This is a genomic window from Aquabacterium sp. (assembly GCF_029946005.1).
GTDB lineage: Bacteria > Pseudomonadota > Gammaproteobacteria > Burkholderiales > Burkholderiaceae_C > Aquabacterium.
This window is the reverse complement of the sequence record NZ_JAQSDR010000006.1, coordinates 386,694-402,909: the sequence shown is the minus strand read 5'-3', so window position 1 is coordinate 402,909 and position 16,216 is coordinate 386,694. Positions and strand designations below refer to the sequence as shown.

Annotated in this window: 14 protein-coding genes and 1 pseudogene; 6 read left to right on the top strand and 9 right to left on the bottom strand. The window is 59.2% G+C overall.

Features of this window, described 5'->3' with window-relative positions; all coding sequences use genetic code 11:
• A partial coding sequence (locus PSV38_RS04920; protein ID WP_300545536.1) for an AAA family ATPase occupies positions 1 to 1,262 on the top strand: 1,262 nt, incomplete at its 5' end.
• Complete coding sequence (locus tag PSV38_RS04915; RefSeq protein WP_300545534.1) at positions 1,259 to 2,173, top strand: DUF4435 domain-containing protein; 915 nt, start codon at positions 1,259 to 1,261, stop codon at positions 2,171 to 2,173. The genes PSV38_RS04920 and PSV38_RS04915, both read left to right, overlap by 4 nt.
• Before the next feature lie 29 nt (positions 2,174 to 2,202).
• On the opposite strand, the pseudogene PSV38_RS04910 reads toward PSV38_RS04915, so the two are convergent.
• Positions 2,203 to 2,333: pseudogene (locus PSV38_RS04910) on the bottom strand (zinc ribbon domain-containing protein); the annotation flags it as partial.
• Between the two features lie 220 nt (positions 2,334 to 2,553).
• Between PSV38_RS04910 and PSV38_RS04905 the strand changes: the two are divergent.
• A complete protein-coding gene (locus tag PSV38_RS04905) occupies positions 2,554 to 2,991 on the top strand; it encodes a hypothetical protein (RefSeq protein WP_300545531.1) in 438 nt (145 codons plus the stop codon).
• Here PSV38_RS04905 and PSV38_RS04900 read toward each other — a convergent pair.
• The 8 genes from PSV38_RS04900 to urtA all read right to left on the bottom strand — a co-directional run bounded on the left by PSV38_RS04900 (position 2,924) and on the right by urtA (position 11,491).
• On the bottom strand, positions 2,924 to 4,684 hold the full coding sequence (locus tag PSV38_RS04900) for a methyl-accepting chemotaxis protein (RefSeq protein WP_300545529.1): 1,761 nt from the start codon (positions 4,682 to 4,684) through the stop codon (positions 2,924 to 2,926). The two genes, PSV38_RS04905 and PSV38_RS04900, sit on opposite strands and share 68 nt — an antisense overlap.
• 180 nt (positions 4,685 to 4,864) lie before the next feature.
• Complete coding sequence (locus tag PSV38_RS04895; RefSeq protein WP_300545526.1) at positions 4,865 to 5,227, bottom strand: zinc ribbon domain-containing protein; 363 nt, start codon at positions 5,225 to 5,227, stop codon at positions 4,865 to 4,867.
• A 2-nt stretch (positions 5,228 to 5,229) separates the two neighbouring features.
• The gene (gene fmdA / locus PSV38_RS04890; protein WP_300545523.1) at positions 5,230 to 6,459 is read right to left on the bottom strand and encodes a formamidase; all 1,230 of its coding nucleotides are present in this window, start codon (positions 6,457 to 6,459) and stop codon (positions 5,230 to 5,232) included.
• Between the two features lie 18 nt (positions 6,460 to 6,477).
• Positions 6,478 to 7,167, bottom strand: a complete 690-nt coding sequence (gene urtE / locus PSV38_RS04885; protein WP_300545520.1) for an urea ABC transporter ATP-binding subunit UrtE — start codon at positions 7,165 to 7,167, stop codon at positions 6,478 to 6,480.
• Between the two features lie 29 nt (positions 7,168 to 7,196).
• Complete coding sequence (urtD, locus tag PSV38_RS04880) at positions 7,197 to 7,940, bottom strand: urea ABC transporter ATP-binding protein UrtD (protein ID WP_300545517.1); 744 nt, start codon at positions 7,938 to 7,940, stop codon at positions 7,197 to 7,199.
• Positions 7,941 to 7,963: 23 nt separating this feature from the next.
• Complete coding sequence (gene urtC / locus PSV38_RS04875) at positions 7,964 to 9,181, bottom strand: urea ABC transporter permease subunit UrtC (RefSeq protein ID WP_300545515.1); 1,218 nt, start codon at positions 9,179 to 9,181, stop codon at positions 7,964 to 7,966.
• A 47-nt stretch (positions 9,182 to 9,228) separates the two neighbouring features.
• A complete protein-coding gene (gene urtB / locus PSV38_RS04870) occupies positions 9,229 to 10,143 on the bottom strand; it encodes an urea ABC transporter permease subunit UrtB (RefSeq protein ID WP_300545513.1) in 915 nt (304 codons plus the stop codon).
• Between the two features lie 91 nt (positions 10,144 to 10,234).
• Positions 10,235 to 11,491 carry an urea ABC transporter substrate-binding protein gene (urtA, locus tag PSV38_RS04865; RefSeq protein ID WP_300545510.1) on the bottom strand — a complete coding sequence of 419 codons (1,257 nt, stop codon included), beginning with the start codon at positions 11,489 to 11,491 and terminating at the stop codon, positions 10,235 to 10,237.
• Between the two features lie 202 nt (positions 11,492 to 11,693).
• Between urtA and PSV38_RS04860 the strand changes: the two genes are divergently transcribed.
• From PSV38_RS04860 to PSV38_RS04850, 3 genes are all read left to right on the top strand, one after another.
• Positions 11,694 to 15,161, top strand: coding sequence for an ATP-binding protein (locus PSV38_RS04860; protein WP_300545507.1), 3,468 nt, complete (start codon positions 11,694 to 11,696; stop codon positions 15,159 to 15,161).
• Entirely contained in the window at positions 15,145 to 15,753 is a 609-nt protein-coding gene (locus PSV38_RS04855) for a DNA-binding response regulator (protein ID WP_300545505.1), read from the top strand. Before PSV38_RS04860 ends, PSV38_RS04855 begins: the two co-directional genes overlap by 17 nt.
• 105 nt (positions 15,754 to 15,858) lie before the next feature.
• A complete protein-coding gene (locus PSV38_RS04850) occupies positions 15,859 to 16,164 on the top strand; it encodes an addiction module antidote protein (protein WP_300545477.1) in 306 nt (101 codons plus the stop codon).
• Positions 16,165 to 16,216 lie beyond the last annotated feature (52 nt).

Below are 16,216 nucleotides of genomic sequence, written 5' to 3'. Positions count from 1 at the left end.
AAAACCTGAATTATTCAAGAAGCGCGTTTATAACCAGCCGGGACTTGACACTTAGAGCCATAAATGCTTTTCTTTCCCAAGATAATGCCTATCTTGAATCAATTTCCGTTCAAGCCATTGTCTGTGAATACTTGTATGACGAGATAAACGAGATTTTTAGTGACGCCGGATATCTTGTCGATAGAGAGGTGATTAGAGAGAATTTATTGGGCTTCGTGCGGGTTGAGAAAATTGAAGGGCAATATGACTGGTCTGATTTTGAGCAATCGGCGCTGGTAAAAACAAAATCGCTATCTTTGGGCGTTGAACGGGGGATTGCAACTCAGCAGGCGCGAATTGATGCTGACGTTATTCTGAATTATTTTTTGCACCCACGAAATAGAAACAATTTAAAATCGGTAGCTTCGTTAAGAGAGAGTGGTATCCACGAGTTGGCTGAAGATATGTCTAGGCATATAAGGATGTGGCAGGTCAATAGTAGTCGGGCAAAGCGTTCTGAGTTGAAATTGGATAGCTCTCACCTGAACTTGCAAAATATTAAATTGGAAAACATCGAGCAAATATTGCTTGATCATTATAAGTTTGCTAGAGAAATAGCTACAAAACAAATTCAAGACGCTCTTTTTAATACCCTTGCGATAGAGCTTTCTGATAAAAAAGAAATTGAGGAAGAGGTATCTAGGGGTGATTTTATTTCCACGCTGCAAACCAACCGGCTAAGACTTGTGGAAGCATTGAGTGATAACTCGAAGAATGAATTCAAAAATTCTATCATTTCAAAATTAACAAAACTCGACGACGAGGCCAGTTATGATGCCGTCTACCAAATAAGTCTATTGAAGACGCTCCTCTGGAATATGATGCAGGAGTTAAGGTTTGAGCAACTTTTGCTGCGTTCCGTAAATCTCTTGACTGAGAAATTTAATGATTATTTGATAGATGGCAAGAAGTTGCAGATATCAAATGACAGAATTTATGTTGAGGTTGATGGAAGGGAATTGCAGGTTAGTGACCTGTCCAGCGGTGAGCGCCATATCCTGACATTTTTAACGCTGGTATTATTTCAAGGACGTGAGCGGAATTTCTTAATAATTGACGAGCCGGAAATTTCTTTAAATATTAAATGGCAGCGTGAGCTTATGGGGCTCCTTCATAATTTGGCTCCGCATACGCAGATAATTGTGGCATCTCACAGTCCTATTCTCGCAAAAAGAAACCCGTCATTTTTGTCGGAATTGATCGTGAATAAAGGTGCTCAATGAATAAGTATGAGCCGGATGAATTGCTTAACTTGGCCATCATGTCAAAAACGCCGTATGTCATTGTAGAGGGCGTTGATGATTTGCGAATCTATGAAGGGGTGGCCAATTCCGCGAATATTGTATGCGAAATTTATTCTGTTGACATGCTTGAAGGACTCTCTGGTGGAAATGATGGCGTAGTTCAGGCGCTGAAAAATATTGAGGCTTTGGCTATGCCGGCGGGTAAATCGGCTGGTCAATACATAGTAGGTATAATTGATCGGGATGCTAAATATTTTCGAGGGGAAATACCCGCATTGGCATCAATTTTTAGTTTGAATTATTATTCAATCGAAAGCCACTTTGTCAATAAATTTTCCATCAGATCTGTGGTGAATCGTTTGACTAGATCTCCCTCAGCAATTGAAATTGACGTGGAGTCAATTTATTTGAGGGTTGAGGAAAAAGTATATGATGTTTATTACTTTTCGCTGGATGCACTGAAGGGTGCGGTTGATCCAGGTTACCAATCAATTATTGGATATTCATCTAGTGTGGGCAGGCGAAAAGATAAAAAAACTATTGCAGACTTACAGTTGAGGAAAGCCGACCTTGATGCTTTTGCCGCAGTGTTTCGCCTGACCCCAAAAATCGACTCTCTGCGATTGTTTGTCAAAGGTAAGTGGTTGCTAACCGTTTATGCGGAAGAGCTTTTTTTTGAAATTGAGCAACTTGTGAGTAAATGCAAAAACTCCGCTATTTTGCAGTGTCGCGTCTGTAAATATGACAATAGAGCGCCATGCCTATTTCAAATGAGGGATGGGTTAAATAAAAAATCTCTATATACAATTCTCCAGGATTTTTTTGAAATGCCTGAATTCGAATATATAAGAGATAAGTTAAAGCTGGTTGCCGGAACTGCTGCTTTATGACAGTTTTTTAGGGTCACGCCTACAAGTTTTTAAAACCCCCTAATCATCCAAGGCCTCTTCGGCGGAAACGCCTTGTTCCCATTGGCCCCGTCACCGCCGCACTTCTGATCCCCTTGGAAGAAGTCGAGCAACACCCGCACCCCGAAGGGGGGCGCAATCGCCCATCACCTTTGAAGACCGCAGCCCATGCCGCGGTTTGTAGATTCAGAACGAAGTCCAGTCGTCGGTACCCGTTTTGGCGCTGGCTGAGGCTGGTTCTGCAGCAGCCTTGACAGACGCCTCAGACGCCTCAGGCGCCTTGGCCTTGGCCTTGAACGCCGGTCGGCTTGTTGACGCCGACCGAAAACTGAGCCTTCAGCGCAGCCAGCATCGCGGATTTCGTGAAGCTGCCGGACGACCTCGCGGCAAGTGCGGCCTTTGCCAAGCACTTCAACCAGTTCAGCGCCGTGTTGGAGGCCGCGAAGATCCAGGGCTTCACCTGGGACAAAACGGTGTATGAGTTCGGCGAAGACCCCAAGGCGCAAGTCACGCTGGGCATCAGCCAACATCACAGCCACATCACCGAGATCGACACGGGCAAGATCGACGCCGACTACATGAACTCGCGCTTTGCAAAATACCTCAAGGTCTTGCAAAGCGGCGACGGGCCGGCCAAGGAAGCCACCTTGGCCGATTTACACCGATCCTTGCGTGTCGCTTCTCACTCAGGTCAGGCATACGGCTCGTGGCGGTTGAAAAACGGCAAGGTAGTCAGAACGAAGTCCAATCGTCGGTCCCCGTGCTGGCGCTGGCTGAGGCTGGCTCTGCAGCAGCCTTGACAGACGCCTCAGGCGCCTTGGCCTTGGCCTTGAACGCCGGTCGGCTGACATTCTTGGCGCGGTCGGGGCCCCTGCGCTCGCCGGTGGGCGCGTTCGCTGGAGGCGAAGCCGCGTAAGACGGAACCATGTGCGCGTCTGCGGACAGCTTGAACACCGCCACCGCCTGCACCAGTTGCTGCGCCTGGCCCTTCAGGCTCTCGGCCGCCGCGGCACTCTCTTCCACCAAGGCCGCGTTCTGCTGCGTCACCTGGTCCATCTGGCTCACCGCATTGCCGACTTGAGCGATGCCCGAACTCTGTTCGACGCTGGCCGAGGTGATCTCGGCCACGATGTCGCTCACGCGCCTGATGGAGCCCACGATCTCGTTCATGGTCTTGCCAGCCTGGTCGACCAGCACCGTGCCTTGTTCGACCTGCTCGACACTGCGGCCGATGAGCGTCTTGATTTCCTTGGCGGCTTCTGCGCTGCGCTGGGCGAGGCTGCGCACCTCGCTGGCCACCACCGCGAAGCCACGGCCTTGTTCGCCAGCGCGGGCGGCTTCCACGGCGGCGTTCAGCGCCAGGATGTTCGTCTGAAACGCAATGCCATCAATGACGCCGATGATGTCGCCGATCTTGCGGCTGCTGTCGCTGATGCCCTGCATCGTGGTGACGACCTGGCCCACCACCTCACCGCCTTGGGCTGCGACGGCTGAGGCGCCCTGGGCCAGTTGATTTGCCTGCTTGGCACTGTCCGTGTTGTTGCTCACCGTGGTACTCAGCTGCTCCATGGTGGCAGCCGTCTGCTGCAGCGCGCTGGCCTGCTCTTCGGTGCGCTGGCTCAGGTCCTGATTGCCTTGGGCGATCTGAGCACTGGCCGTCGCCACGCTCTCAGAGTTTGCGCGGACGTTGGCCACCACACTGGCCAGCGCCGACTGCATGGCTGACATGCGCGCCATGGCACTGCTCGTGTCGCCGGAAGGAACCTCGAGCGCCACGCTCAGGTCACCACTGGCGACGGCGTCGGCCGCCCGGACCAGGTCGTCGGGCTCACCACCCAGCGGCCGGGTGATGCTGCGGCTGATCAGCAAGGCCCCACCGACCGAGAGCAACACGGCGCCCAGCATCACGCAGCCCAGGAGCCAGCGCACCTCCGCCACGACCACGTCGCTGTCGTCGTAAGCCTTCTTTCCAAGAGCCATGTTCAAGTCGACGAGGTCAGTCAGCACATCGTCTGCTTTTTGGAACAGGGGCTGCACCTCGTCAAGCATCAGCTTCATCGCGGCAGCGTCGTCACCGTCCAGCGAGGTTTTGGCGGCCTTGCTTGCGGCGGCCAAGTAGGGTTGCCACACGTCGTCCAGCTTGGCCAGCAAGCTGGTCTCCGCAGGCGTCAGCTGCGTTTTGCGGTACTTGTCCAGCAACTCCTTCATCTTGACCAGGTTCTTGTCCGCACCGGCCGCGATGCGTTTCATCACTTCCCGGTCGGGCTGCGCCACGTACGTGATCGTGGCGCGGTGGTGGTAAATCGCCTCCATGTTGGCATTGGCGATGTCGGCAACGGGCACGAGGTTCTCGTCATACATGCTGTTGAGCATGCCGTTGATCCTCGACGACTGCGTCAGACCGACGACGCCGACGGCCAGGGTCAATAAGCCACTCAGAAGGGCGAGCGCCAGCATGCGGCTGCTGATGCGCGCTTTGCGAAAGAATTCCATCATTGTTTCTCCGTCCACCGGGTTTCGACCGGAGCTTCCGGTCCACATGCGACTCATCGATGCAGCACCGTGGTGGAAGCGGTGAGCGGAGCACTCTAATGGTGCGTTGCTTTTCGGCACTTCATGGTGGAAGTTGAGGCAGTTCTGTCGCGCATTTCCGGTCTTGGAGCCCAGAGCAACTCAGTGGCTGATCATCCAAGGCCTTTTCGATGGAAACATCTTGTTTCCATTCGCCCCTGTCACTGTCGCGCTGCGAATTCCCTTGGAAGAAGTCGAGCAACACCCGCACCCCGACGGGTGGCTCAACCGGCCATAGCTCCCATCCTTGTCCTTTGAAGAACGCGGCTCATGCCGCGCCTTCTCATTGCGGTCCATCGCCGTGCGTGTGTCACTGCTGACACACGCCAGGCTCGGGGCCGTGGCGAACACGCGGCCCGAGGCGCTGCCGCATTCCGGGCAGGCGCACGGCTCGTTGCGTTGCGAGATGCTGCGCAGGGCGTCGAAACCCCCGCAACCGGGGCAGTCGTATTCGTAGGTCGGCATGGTCAGAGGTCCTGTGACAAAGGCATGTCGATGCTGCCATCCAGCATCTTGATGGGCCCCGAGGCATTGGGGTTGATGTCGAACTCGAAGATCTCGGTCGGCAACCACAAGGTGGCACACGCGTTGGGGATGTCGACCACACCGCTGATGTGGCCTTGCACGGGGGCCGTGCCCAGGATGGAGTAAGCCTGCGCGCCGCTGTAGCCAAACTTCTTCAGGTACTCGATGGCGTTCAGGCAGGCCTGGCGGTAGGCCACGTTCACGTCCAGGTAGTGCTGCTTGCCTTGCTCGTCCACCGAGATGCCTTCAAAGATCAGGTAATCCTTGTAGTTGGGCGTGATGGTGCTGGGCTTGAACACGGGGTTCTTGATGCCGTACTTGGCCATGCCGCCCTTGATGAGGCTGACGCGCATGTGCACCCAGCCGGCCATCTCGATGGCGCCGCAGAAGGTGATTTCGCCGTCGCCCTGGCTGAAGTGCAGGTCGCCCACGCTCAGGCCGGCGCCGTCCACATACACCGGGAAGAAGACCTTGGAGCCGCGCGACAAATCCTTGATGTCGCAGTTGCCGCCGTGTTCACGCGGGGGCACGGTGCGGGCGCCTTCGGCGGCGGCTTTGTCGCGCGCCGGGCCGGTCAGCTTGCCCATGTGGGCGGTGGGCGCGAAGGGGGCGTTGGCCAAAGGGGGCACGCGGTTGGGTTCGGTGGCGATGAAGTCGATCTCGCGCTCGTTCCACATGTCCAGCATCTTCTGGTCGGGCAGGCAGCCGATCAAGCCGGGGTGGATCAGGCCGGCAAACTCAACGCCGGGGATGTGGCGGCTCTTGGTGAACATGCCGTTGAAGTCCCAGATGGATTTCTGGGCCAGCGGGAAGTGGTCGGTCAAAAAGCCGCCGCCGTTCTTCTTGCTGAAGAAGCCGTTGAAGCCCCACAGGCTCTCGGGCTTGGCACCGATGTCCAGCAGATCAACCACCAGCAGGTCGCCCGGCTCGGCGCCTTTGACGCCCACGGGGCCGGACAGGAAGTGGACGATTGACAGGTCAATGTCGCGGATGTCGTCGGCGCTGTTGTCGTTCTTGATGAAGCCGCCGGTCCAGTCGTAGGTTTCCAGCACGAAGTCATCGCCGGGGTTGACCCAGCAGGCCATCGGCACATCGGGGTGCCAGCGGTTGTGGATGTTCTCGTTGGCGTAAGGGGATTCTTTGAGGTCGACTTTGATCAGGGTATCAGGCATGGCTTGGCTCCTTTGGGCTTACACGGAAAGGTATTGCTTGATGCGCGCGACATCGGTGTCGGCGCGGTTGGTTTCATGGACCAGGCGGCCGCCTTCGATCACGAAGAGGCGGTCGGCCACGTCCAGCGCAAAAGACAGCACTTGCTCGGAGACGATGATCGTGATGTCGCGCATCTTTCTGATCTCGTTCAGGGCCTTGGCGATGTCCTTGATGATGGAAGGCTGGATGCCCTCGGTGGGCTCATCGAGCAGCAGCACCTTGGGGTTGGTGACCAGCGCGCGCGCAATGGCCAACTGTTGTTGCTGGCCGCCCGACAGGTTGCCGCCCTTGCGCGCGCGCATGTCGAACAGCACGGGGAAGAGCGCGTAGATCTCATCGGGGATGCGCTTGTGCTTGGCGTTCTCCAGGCCGGTCTGGATGTTCTCTTCCACCGTCAGCGTGGGGAAGATCATGCGGCCTTGCGGCACATAGGCGATGCCCTTGGCCACGCGCCGATAGCTCTCATCTTTGGTCACATCAAGCCCGCCCACTTCAACCTTGCCCGACTTGGTGGGCAGCACGCCCATCAGGCTCTTGAACAGCGTGGTCTTGCCCATGCCGTTGCGGCCCATGATGGCCACGGTTTCCTTGGACTTGGCCTCGAACGAGATGCCGTGCAGCGCCTCGCTTTGGCCATAAGCGACAAACAGATCGTTGACTGACAACATGGTGTGTGTTTCCTTGTTCAGTGCTTGGCTCAATGGCCCAGATACACGTCGATGACCTTGGGATCGTTCTGGACCTTGTCCATCGACCCTTCCGCCAGGATCTTTCCCTGGTGCATCACGGTCACCTTGTCGGCGATGCGCTTGACGAACTCCATGTCGTGCTCAATCACGATGAGCGAGCGGTTCTTGGCGATGCGTTGCAGCAGCTCGGCGGTCAGCTCGCGCTCGCGCACGCTCATTCCGGCGATGGGCTCGTCCAGCATCAGCAGTTCGGGGTCTTGCATCAGCAGCATGCCGATCTCCAGCCATTGCTTCTGGCCGTGCGAGAGCAGGCCGGATTCGGTGTGCAGTTGATCTTTCAGGCCGATCTCTTCAACGACCGATTGGATGCGGGCCTTGACCTCGTCGGTGCAGCTGAATGACAGGGCGCCGAACACGCTGCGACCGCGTGGAAAGGACACTTCCAGGTTCTTGAAGACGCTGAGGTTTTCGTAGATGGAGGGCGTTTGGAACTTGCGGCCGATGCCAGCGCGCACGATCTTGTGCTCCTGCATCTTGGTCATCTCTTTGTTTTTGAACTTGATGCTGCCACCCGAGGCGCGGGTCTTGCCGCAGATCAGGTCCAGCAAGGTGGTCTTGCCCGCGCCGTTGGGGCCGATGATGACGCGCAGCTCGCCACGGTCCACGTACAAGGTCAGGGCATCGATGGCCTTGAAACCATCGAAGGACACGGTGAGGTCTTCCACCGCGAGGACGAAGTCAGTGTTGCTCATGATTCAGTCGTTCCTTGTGGCGATCAGGCTTGCTGGTTGCTCATGCCGTTGGGCATTTGCGGGGTGGGCGAAGAAGCGACTGCTGGTGCAGGGACCGCCGCAACCGGCTTGGCATCCTCCGCATCGCGGGCCTTGCGGCGTGCCTTCTCGGCGGCCAGATCAACACGGCGCTTGGCGGCCCAGGGCTTGATCTTCTCTTCGTACAAACCGGCCAGGCCGTTGGGGAAGGCCATCACCACACCGATGAACAGCGCGGCCATCAGGAAGAGCCACAGGTCAGGGGCGGTCTCCGAGAAGTAGGTCTTGCCCGCGTTCACCAACAAGGTGCCGTACACCGCGCCGACCAGGCTCATGCGCCCACCCACGGCAGCAAAGATCACCATCTCGATCGACGGCACGATGCCCACGAAGGACGGCGACATGAAGCCCACTTGCAAGGCGAACATGGCGCCACCAATGCCCGAGATGCCAGCCGCCAGGCAGAAGGTGAAGACCTTGAACATCGACACGTCGTAGCCCGAGAAGCGCACGCGGTCTTCCTTGTCTCGCATGGCCAGCAGCAGGGTGCCCAGCTTGCTGGTCTGCACCCATTTGCACAACAGGATGCAAGCCAGCAGCAAGCCCGCGTTCACGAAGTACAGGATCAGCTTGGCGCTGTCGGTGCGGGTGTCCCAACCCAGCACGGTCTTCAGGTCGGTCATGCCGTTGACGCCGCCGGTGTAGCCCTGTTGGCCAATGATCAGCACCGTCAGGATCAGGGCGACCGCCTGCGTGATGATGGCGAAGTACACGCCACCCACGCGCCGCTTGAACATGGCGTAGCTGATGATGAAGGCCAGCAAGGTGGGCACCGCGATCACGGCGATCAGGGTCAGTGGCAGGCTTTGGAAAGGCTTCCACAGCATGGGCAGCTCGGTGATCTGGTTCCAGTCCATGAAGTCAGGGATGCCTGGCGTGGACTGGATCTTGGTGGTCTCCGGATCAGATGCTTCCAGCTTCAGGAACATGGCCATGCAATAACCGCCCAAGCCGAAGAACACCCCCTGGCCCAGGCTCAGGGTGCCGCTCCAGCCCCACAGCATCACCAGGCCGATGGCCACGAAACCATAGGTCAGGTACTTGCCCACCAGGTTCAGGCGGAAGATGTCCATCGACAGCGGGAACACCACCAGGATCACCAGGGCCAGCAACAGGATGCTGCCCAGACTCGACGTTTTCAACCAGTTCAATAGACTCTTCATGAGTAAGTACTCCGTGTATCAGTCAAGTCGGGTGCGCGTTGACAAGCTCAGCGACGCACCTTGGAGGCGAACAGGCCTTGCGGACGGACCATCAGGATCAGCACGATCAGCGACAGCGTCAGCACCTTGGCCATCGAGCCCGTGATGAAGAACTCCGCGATGGACTGCGTTTGGGCGATGCCGAAGGCCGAGGCCACGGTGCCCAGCAGGCTGGCCGCACCACCGAAGGTGACCACCAGGAAGGCGTCCACGATGTAGAGCGAGCCGGAGGTGGGGCCCGTGGAGCCGATGGTGGTGAAGGCCGCACCCGCGATGCCTGCGATGCCGCAACCGATGGCAAAGGTGAGGCGGTCGGTGCGGCTGGTGTTGATGCCGATGGCGTTGGCCATCATGCGGTTGGACACCGAGGCGCGAACCCGCAAGCCCCAGCGCGATTTGTAGAGCGCGAGCATCACGCCAGCGGTGACCAAGGCGGTCAAGCCCATCACGAACATGCCGTTGATGGGGATGTCCAGGCCTTCTTTGGGGGCCCACGAACCCATCAGCCATTCAGGCAGGGTGGGGCTCACTTCTTTGGGGCCGATGAAGGTGCGAAAGCATTGCTGCATGCCCAGGCTCAAGCCCCAGGTGGCGAGCAGGGTGTCGAGCGGGCGCTTGTACAGGTGGCGGATCAAAGCCCATTCGGCCAGGTAGCCTGCCGCGAAGGCGATGAAGAAGGCCAGGACGATGGCACAGGGAAAGTAGTAGGGCATGAAGCCGGGGTACTTGACTTCAACATAGCTGGACACCATGTAGATGGTGTAGGCGCCAATGGTCATGAACTCGCCATGGGCCAGGTTGATCACCCCCATCTGGCCAAAGATGATGGCCAGGCCGAGGCCCATGAGCAGCAACACGGAAAACAGGCTCAAGCCTGCGAACCCCTGCATCACGCTGATGTTGAGTATTTCTGAAAGAGTCATCACGCGCTCCTGACCAAACTCACTGATCGAATGAAAAAACCCCTCGCCGGGTTGGTCCTTACTGCTGGACCAATGGCGAGGGGGTACTGCCTTACTGATAGCCCTTGGGGAAAGGATTGGGTTCGATCAAGTCCTTGGATTCGGCCACCACCTTGAAGGTGCCGTCAGGCTGGCCTTGGGCGATGCGGGCCTTGCTCCACAAGTGGTGGTTGTCGTGCAGCTTCACGTACCCTTCTGGTGCGATCTTCAGCTCGATGCCCGGGGATGCGGCCACGACCTTGTCCACGTCGAAGCTGCCCGCCTTTTCAACGGCGGCCTTCCACAACCAGGGGCCGAGGTAACCGGCTTGCGTCACGTCGCCGATCACCGATTTGGGGCCGTACTTGGCCTTGAACGCGGCCACGAACTTCTTGTTGTTGTCGTTGTCGAGCGATTGGAAGTACTTCATCGACGAGTAGAAGCCCGCGAAGTTTTCGCCACCCACGCCGAGCATTTCGTCCTCGGTCACCGACAGGGTCAGCAGGAACTGCTTGGCGCCCGTGATGCCGGCGGCCTTGAGCTGCTTGTAGAAGGCCACGTTGGAGCCACCCACCACGGCGGCGAAGATGCAGTCTGGCTTGGCCACCTTGATCTTGTTGATCAGGGAGTTGAAGTTGGTGTTGCCCAGCGGGTAGTACTCTTCACCCACGACCTTGCCCAGCTTGGCGACGGACTCGATGTGCTTGCGCGCAATCTTCATCGAGGTGCGGGGCCAGATGTAGTCGGAGCCGACCAGGAAGTAGGTCTTGGCCTTCTTCTCTTTCGAGGCCCAGTCCAGGCCCCAGATGATTTGCTGCGTGGCTTCTTGCCCCGTGTAGATCACGTTCTTGGACTGCTCCAGGCCTTCGTAGAAGGTGGGGTAGTACAGCAGGCCGTTTTCCTTTTCAAAGATCGGCAGCACGGCTTTGCGCGAGGCCGAGGTCCAGCAACCGAACACGGCGGCCACGTGGTCGTTGACGAGCAGCTTCTTGGACTTCTCGGCAAACGTAGGCCAATCAGAGGCGCCGTCTTCCTTGATGACCTTGATCTTGCGGCCCAGGATGCCGCCCATGGCGTTGATCTGGTCAATGGCCAATTGCTCGGCCTGGATGGAGCCGGTTTCCGAAATCGCCATGGTGCCGGTTGCGGAGTGCAACTGGCCCACGGTGACTTCGGTGTCGGTGATGGCCAGCTTCGTCGTGTTGATCGCAGCAGTGGCGGGGGCGGCTCCGTGGCTCAGCCCCGTCATGCCCACGAGGGGAAGGGCACCAATGCCCTGCAACAGGCGGCGGCGGTTTTGCTGATTGGAATCGTCACGGTCATTCGACATGGAAAAGCTCCTTGCGCACAAAAAAGGGACTACGGATGCCACACCTTGGTGCGTGCATGAATTCGTGCATGCGCTGCCGGTGTGACCATGGCCTTCACAGTAAGCAAGAGTCGGGCTTCCTTGAATACGTCATTCAACGTAGATGGGCTGGTGGATCGCTTCTTGCAATTGCCCTAGAGTCTTCATTCCACGGAGCCTGTCTGTGTCCGTTGCCCCGCAGAAGATCTTTCGCATTCGTCGTGACTACAACTCCTGGGTGGCCAACGAAACCCTGGAGGACTACGCCCTTCGCTACACGCCACGCACCTTCCGCAAGTGGTCGGAGTTCCGCGTGGCCAACACGGCGTTTGGCGCGGTGTCCTTCCTGGCCCTGGAGGCGATTGGCGGCGCCATCGCGCTGAACTACGGCTTCTCGAACATGCTGTGGGCCACGCTGGTGGTGGGCCTGATCATCTTCATGACGGGCCTGCCCATCAGCTACTACGCGGCCAAGTACGGGCTCGACCTGGACCTGCTCACGCGTGGCGCGGGCTTTGGCTACCTGGGCTCCACGCTCACCTCGCTGATCTACGCCAGCTTCACTTTCATCTTCTTTGCGCTGGAGGCGGCCATCATGGCGCTCGCCTTGCAGATGGTGTTCGACTGGTCTCTCCCCGTGTGCTACCTGGTCTCTTCGCTGGTGATCGTGCCGCTGGTCACGCACGGCATCACCTTGATCTCGCGCTTGCAGTTGTGGACGCAGCCTTTGTGGGCGTTGATGTTCGTGTGCCCCTTCGTGTTCGTGGCCATCAAGCGGCCTGAGGCCTATGTCGAGTTCACGGGCATGGTGGGCCGCAGTTCGGGTAGCAGTGATTTCAACCTGATGGCCTTTGGCATGGCGGCCACGGTGGTGTTCTCGCTGATCGTGCAGGTGGGCGAGCAGGTTGATTTCTTGCGATTTCTGCCCGAGAAGACCAAAGAGAACCGCGTGCGTTGGTGGGCCGCCGTGCTGGTGGCCGGGCCCGGCTGGGTGGTGCCCGGCATGCTGAAGATGGTGGGCGGCGGCTTCCTTGCTTTTCTGGCCTTGCAGCACCACGTGCCCGCCCACAAGGCCATGGAGCCCACGCAGATGTACCTGGCCGGGTTCAGCGAAGTCTTCACCTCCCCCACCTGGGCGCTGGGCAGCATGGTGCTCTTCGTCATCGTCTCGCAGGTCAAGATCAACGTGACCAATGCCTATGCGGGTTCGCTGGCCTGGTCCAACTTCTTCGCGCGGCTCACGCACAGCCACCCGGGCCGCGTGGTGTGGCTGGTCTTCAATGTGTTGATCGCGGTCATGCTGATGACGCTGGGCGTGTTCGGCGCGCTGGAGCGCGTGCTGGGCCTGTATGGCAACGTGGCCATCGGCTGGGTGGGGGCACTGGTGGCTGATCTGGTCATCAACAAGCCGCTGGGCTGGAGCCCCAAGCACATCGAGTTCAAGCGCGCTTACCTGTATGACCTGAACCCCGTGGGCCTGGGCGCCACCTTGCTGGCCACGGTGATGGCCTTCGCGGCGCACGCGGGCATGTTCGGCGAGCTGGCCCAGGCGGGATCGCCCTTCATCGCTTTGATCACCGCCCTGATCGCCTCACCTTTGCTGGCCTGGACCACCAAGGGCCGCTATTACCTGGCCCGGCCCAACAAGACGCCCTGGGCACCTGGCCAGATGGTGGCTTGTTCGGTGTGCGAGAACCAGTTCGAATCTGAAGACATGGCCACCTGCCCCGCCTACGATGCGCCCATCTGCTCGCTGTGCTGCACGCTGGAATCGCGTTGTCATGATCGTTGCAAGAGCCGATCGAGTGCGGCCGAGCAGGTGTCGGATGCGCTGACGGCGGTGCTACCGCTGCAGCTGTCCAGCCGCATCAATTTTCGCGTGGGCCATTACCTCGTGGTGTTCCTGTCGCTGGCCGCGCTGTTGGCGATGGTGCTGGGCGTGGTCTATTACCAGGAGGGGGTGGTCAACCACGTGGTCGATGCCGTGAACGGGCCCGCCTTGGCCATGCTGGAAGGGCCCTTCATCAAGGTCTATGCCCTGTTGCTGCTGGCCGCGGCGGTGTGCTCCTGGTGGGTGGTGCTGGCGTCTGAGAGCAGGCATTTGGCGCAAGATGAAAGCAACCGGCACAACCAGTTGCTGCAGCTGGAGATCGATGCCCACCGCCGCACCGATGCCGCCTTGCAAGCCGCCAAAGACCTGGCCGAGGCCGCCAACCAGGCCAAGACGCGCTACGTGACTGGCATGACGCACGAGCTGCGCACGCCGCTCAACAGCATCATGGGTTATGCGCAGATCCTGCTGAAGGATGAGCAGCGACAAGGCTCGGGCCGCGAGGCTTTGAACACCATCCAGCGCAGCGGCGAACACCTGATGGGCCTGATCGATGGCCTGCTGGACCTGGCGCGGATTGAGGCTGGCCGCCTGCGGCTTGACCCGGTGCCACTGCCTTTGCGTGAGTTCGTGGACGACGTGGTCCGCATGGTGCAAACGCAGACCGAAGCCAAGGGCCTGGACTTTGCGCTGGAAACGCGCGGCCGCGTACCCGCCTGGGTCTACGCCGATGCCAAGCGCCTGCGCCAGATCCTGCTCAACCTGCTGAGCAACGCCGCGCGCTTCACCTACAAAGGCCGCATCACGCTAATGGTCGATGCGCGCCGCGAGGTGCTGCGCTTCGAGGTCATCGACACGGGCATCGGCATCGCGCCTCAGGATCTGGACCGCATCTTCCTGCCCTTTGAGCGCGGCAGCGCGGGCCGCCGCAGCAGTGAGCCTGGCACCGGCCTGGGCCTGACGATCACCCACCTGTTGACCGAGCTGATGGGCGGCGAACTCAGCGTGAAGAGCGAGTTGGGGCAGGGCAGCACCTTCACCGTGCGCATGTACCTGCGCGAGATCGCCGAGCCCGCCATGCCGCCGCAATCGGCCCTGGCCGCGCGCCCGCGTCACCTGCCCATCACGGGCTACATCGGCCCACGGCGCACCTTGTTGGTGGTGGATGACCAACCCATCCAGCGCCAGATGCTGGCCGGCATGTTGCTGCCACTGGGTTTTGTGCTGCGCGAGGCGGCCAGCGGCCAGGAGTGCCTTGAAAGCGTGCGCGAAGCCTGCCCCGATGCGGTGCTGCTGGACATCACCATGGACGATGTCGATGGCTGGCAAGTGGCCCGGCAGATCCGAGCGGCCGGTTTCACCGATGTGCCCATCATCATGGTCTCGGCCAATGTGTTCGAGAACCGGCCCGAGAACCTGCAGGCCGCGCAATGCCAGGCCTTCGTGGCCAAACCGGTGATCGAATCAGAGCTGTTGGACACTTTGGGCGAACACTTGGCGCTTGAATGGAGCACCGAGCCCGCCGCCTTGCCGCTTCACCTGTTGACCCAGCTCAGCAACGATGCCGAGGCCATCGGCGCACCCCGCCTGACCGTCAGCGACCTGCCCGCCGAAATCGTTGAAGAGCTGTGCCGCCTGGCCCGCATCGGCCACCTGCGCGCTTTGCGCCAAAAACTGACGCAACTGGGCGAGCGTTACCCGCAATGGCAAAGCGAGTGGGTGAACCTGTCCCACCTGGCCGACCAATTCGAGTTTGACACCTTGATCGAGCGTTTGAACCCTGTGATTTCTGAGGATGTGCTGGATGAGCCCCAAGCCTGAACCCCACCTGGGCACCGTGCTGGTGGTGGACGATGCCGTCGACACCTTGCGCATGCTGTGCGATGCGCTGGCCAACGAGGGCTACACCGTGCTGGTGGCCCGCGATGGATTGCAGGCGCTGGAGCGCTTGTCGCTGATCCTGCCCGACGCCATCTTGCTGGACGCGGTGATGCCGGGCCTGTCGGGCTTCGAGACTTGCAAGCAGATCAAGGCCCACGAGGTCTGGTGCAAGATCCCGGTGATCTTCATGACCGGCCTGTCTGAAACCGCTGACGTGGTGGCCGGTTTTGACGCGGGCGGTGTGGACTACGTGGTCAAGCCCGTGCGCATCGAAGAAGTGCTGGCGCGCCTGGCCACGCACTTGCGCAACGCCTGGGGCACGCGGCCCCGCCTGGACCTGGCCGCGCTCACGCCGCGCGAAACCGAGGTGCTGTCGTGGCTGGCCAAAGGCAAGACCAACCGCGACATCGCTGAGATCCTGGGCCTGAGCCACCGCACGGTGAACAAGCACCTGGAGCACATCTTTGAAAAGTTGGGGGTGGAGACGCGCGCTGCGGCGGCGGCCTTGGCCAGCCGGGCGGTGCTGGCTTAAGCGTCGGGTCAATGAAGCAGGTGCACTTGACGGTTCGTAATCGAATGATTACAGTTTGACATGCTGTCGATGGCTCAATGTTTGGACTGACGCAAGGAAAAGATAATGACCGCACGCATCAAAGTTGACGAGCTGTCCGAATTCGACGCTGCACCCTACCTCGACAGCGAGGCCGCCATTGCGGCCTACCTGACCGACATCCTTGAAGCGAATGATCCTGCGTTGCTTGCCGCAGCATTGGGCGACATTGCGCGTGCGCGAGGCATGAGTGAAATCGCCAAAGCATCTGGAATCACGCGCGAGGCGCTTTACAAAGCACTGCGCGCGGATGCCCAACCACGTTTTGACACCATCAGTCGCGTTTGCGCCGCGCTGGGCGTTCGTTTGGTAGTGCAACCGGTTCACGGTTGAATCTGAAACGAGCAGATGGGGAGTTCTTCGTCGGCCACTTGCTTCTCGATGA

Bases quoted from the DNA above. Each gene is read 5' to 3' on its own strand.
- fmdA (WP_300545523.1), bottom strand. From the start codon at position 6,459: ATGCCTGATACCCTGATCAAAGTCGACCTCAAAGAATCCCCTTACGCC.
- urtE (WP_300545520.1), bottom strand. From the start codon at position 7,167: ATGTTGTCAGTCAACGATCTGTTTGTCGCTTATGGCCAAAGCGAGGCG.
- PSV38_RS04900 (WP_300545529.1), bottom strand. From the start codon at position 4,684: ATGGAATTCTTTCGCAAAGCGCGCATCAGCAGCCGCATGCTGGCGCTC.
- urtD (WP_300545517.1), bottom strand. From the start codon at position 7,940: ATGAGCAACACTGACTTCGTCCTCGCGGTGGAAGACCTCACCGTGTCC.
- PSV38_RS04895 (WP_300545526.1), bottom strand. From the start codon at position 5,227: ATGCCGACCTACGAATACGACTGCCCCGGTTGCGGGGGTTTCGACGCC.
- urtA (WP_300545510.1), bottom strand. From the start codon at position 11,491: ATGTCGAATGACCGTGACGATTCCAATCAGCAAAACCGCCGCCGCCTG.
- PSV38_RS04915 (WP_300545534.1), top strand. From the start codon at position 1,259: ATGAATAAGTATGAGCCGGATGAATTGCTTAACTTGGCCATCATGTCA.
- PSV38_RS04855 (WP_300545505.1), top strand. From the start codon at position 15,145: ATGAGCCCCAAGCCTGAACCCCACCTGGGCACCGTGCTGGTGGTGGAC.
- PSV38_RS04850 (WP_300545477.1), top strand. From the start codon at position 15,859: ATGACCGCACGCATCAAAGTTGACGAGCTGTCCGAATTCGACGCTGCA.
- urtC (WP_300545515.1), bottom strand. From the start codon at position 9,181: ATGAAGAGTCTATTGAACTGGTTGAAAACGTCGAGTCTGGGCAGCATC.
- urtB (WP_300545513.1), bottom strand. From the start codon at position 10,143: ATGACTCTTTCAGAAATACTCAACATCAGCGTGATGCAGGGGTTCGCA.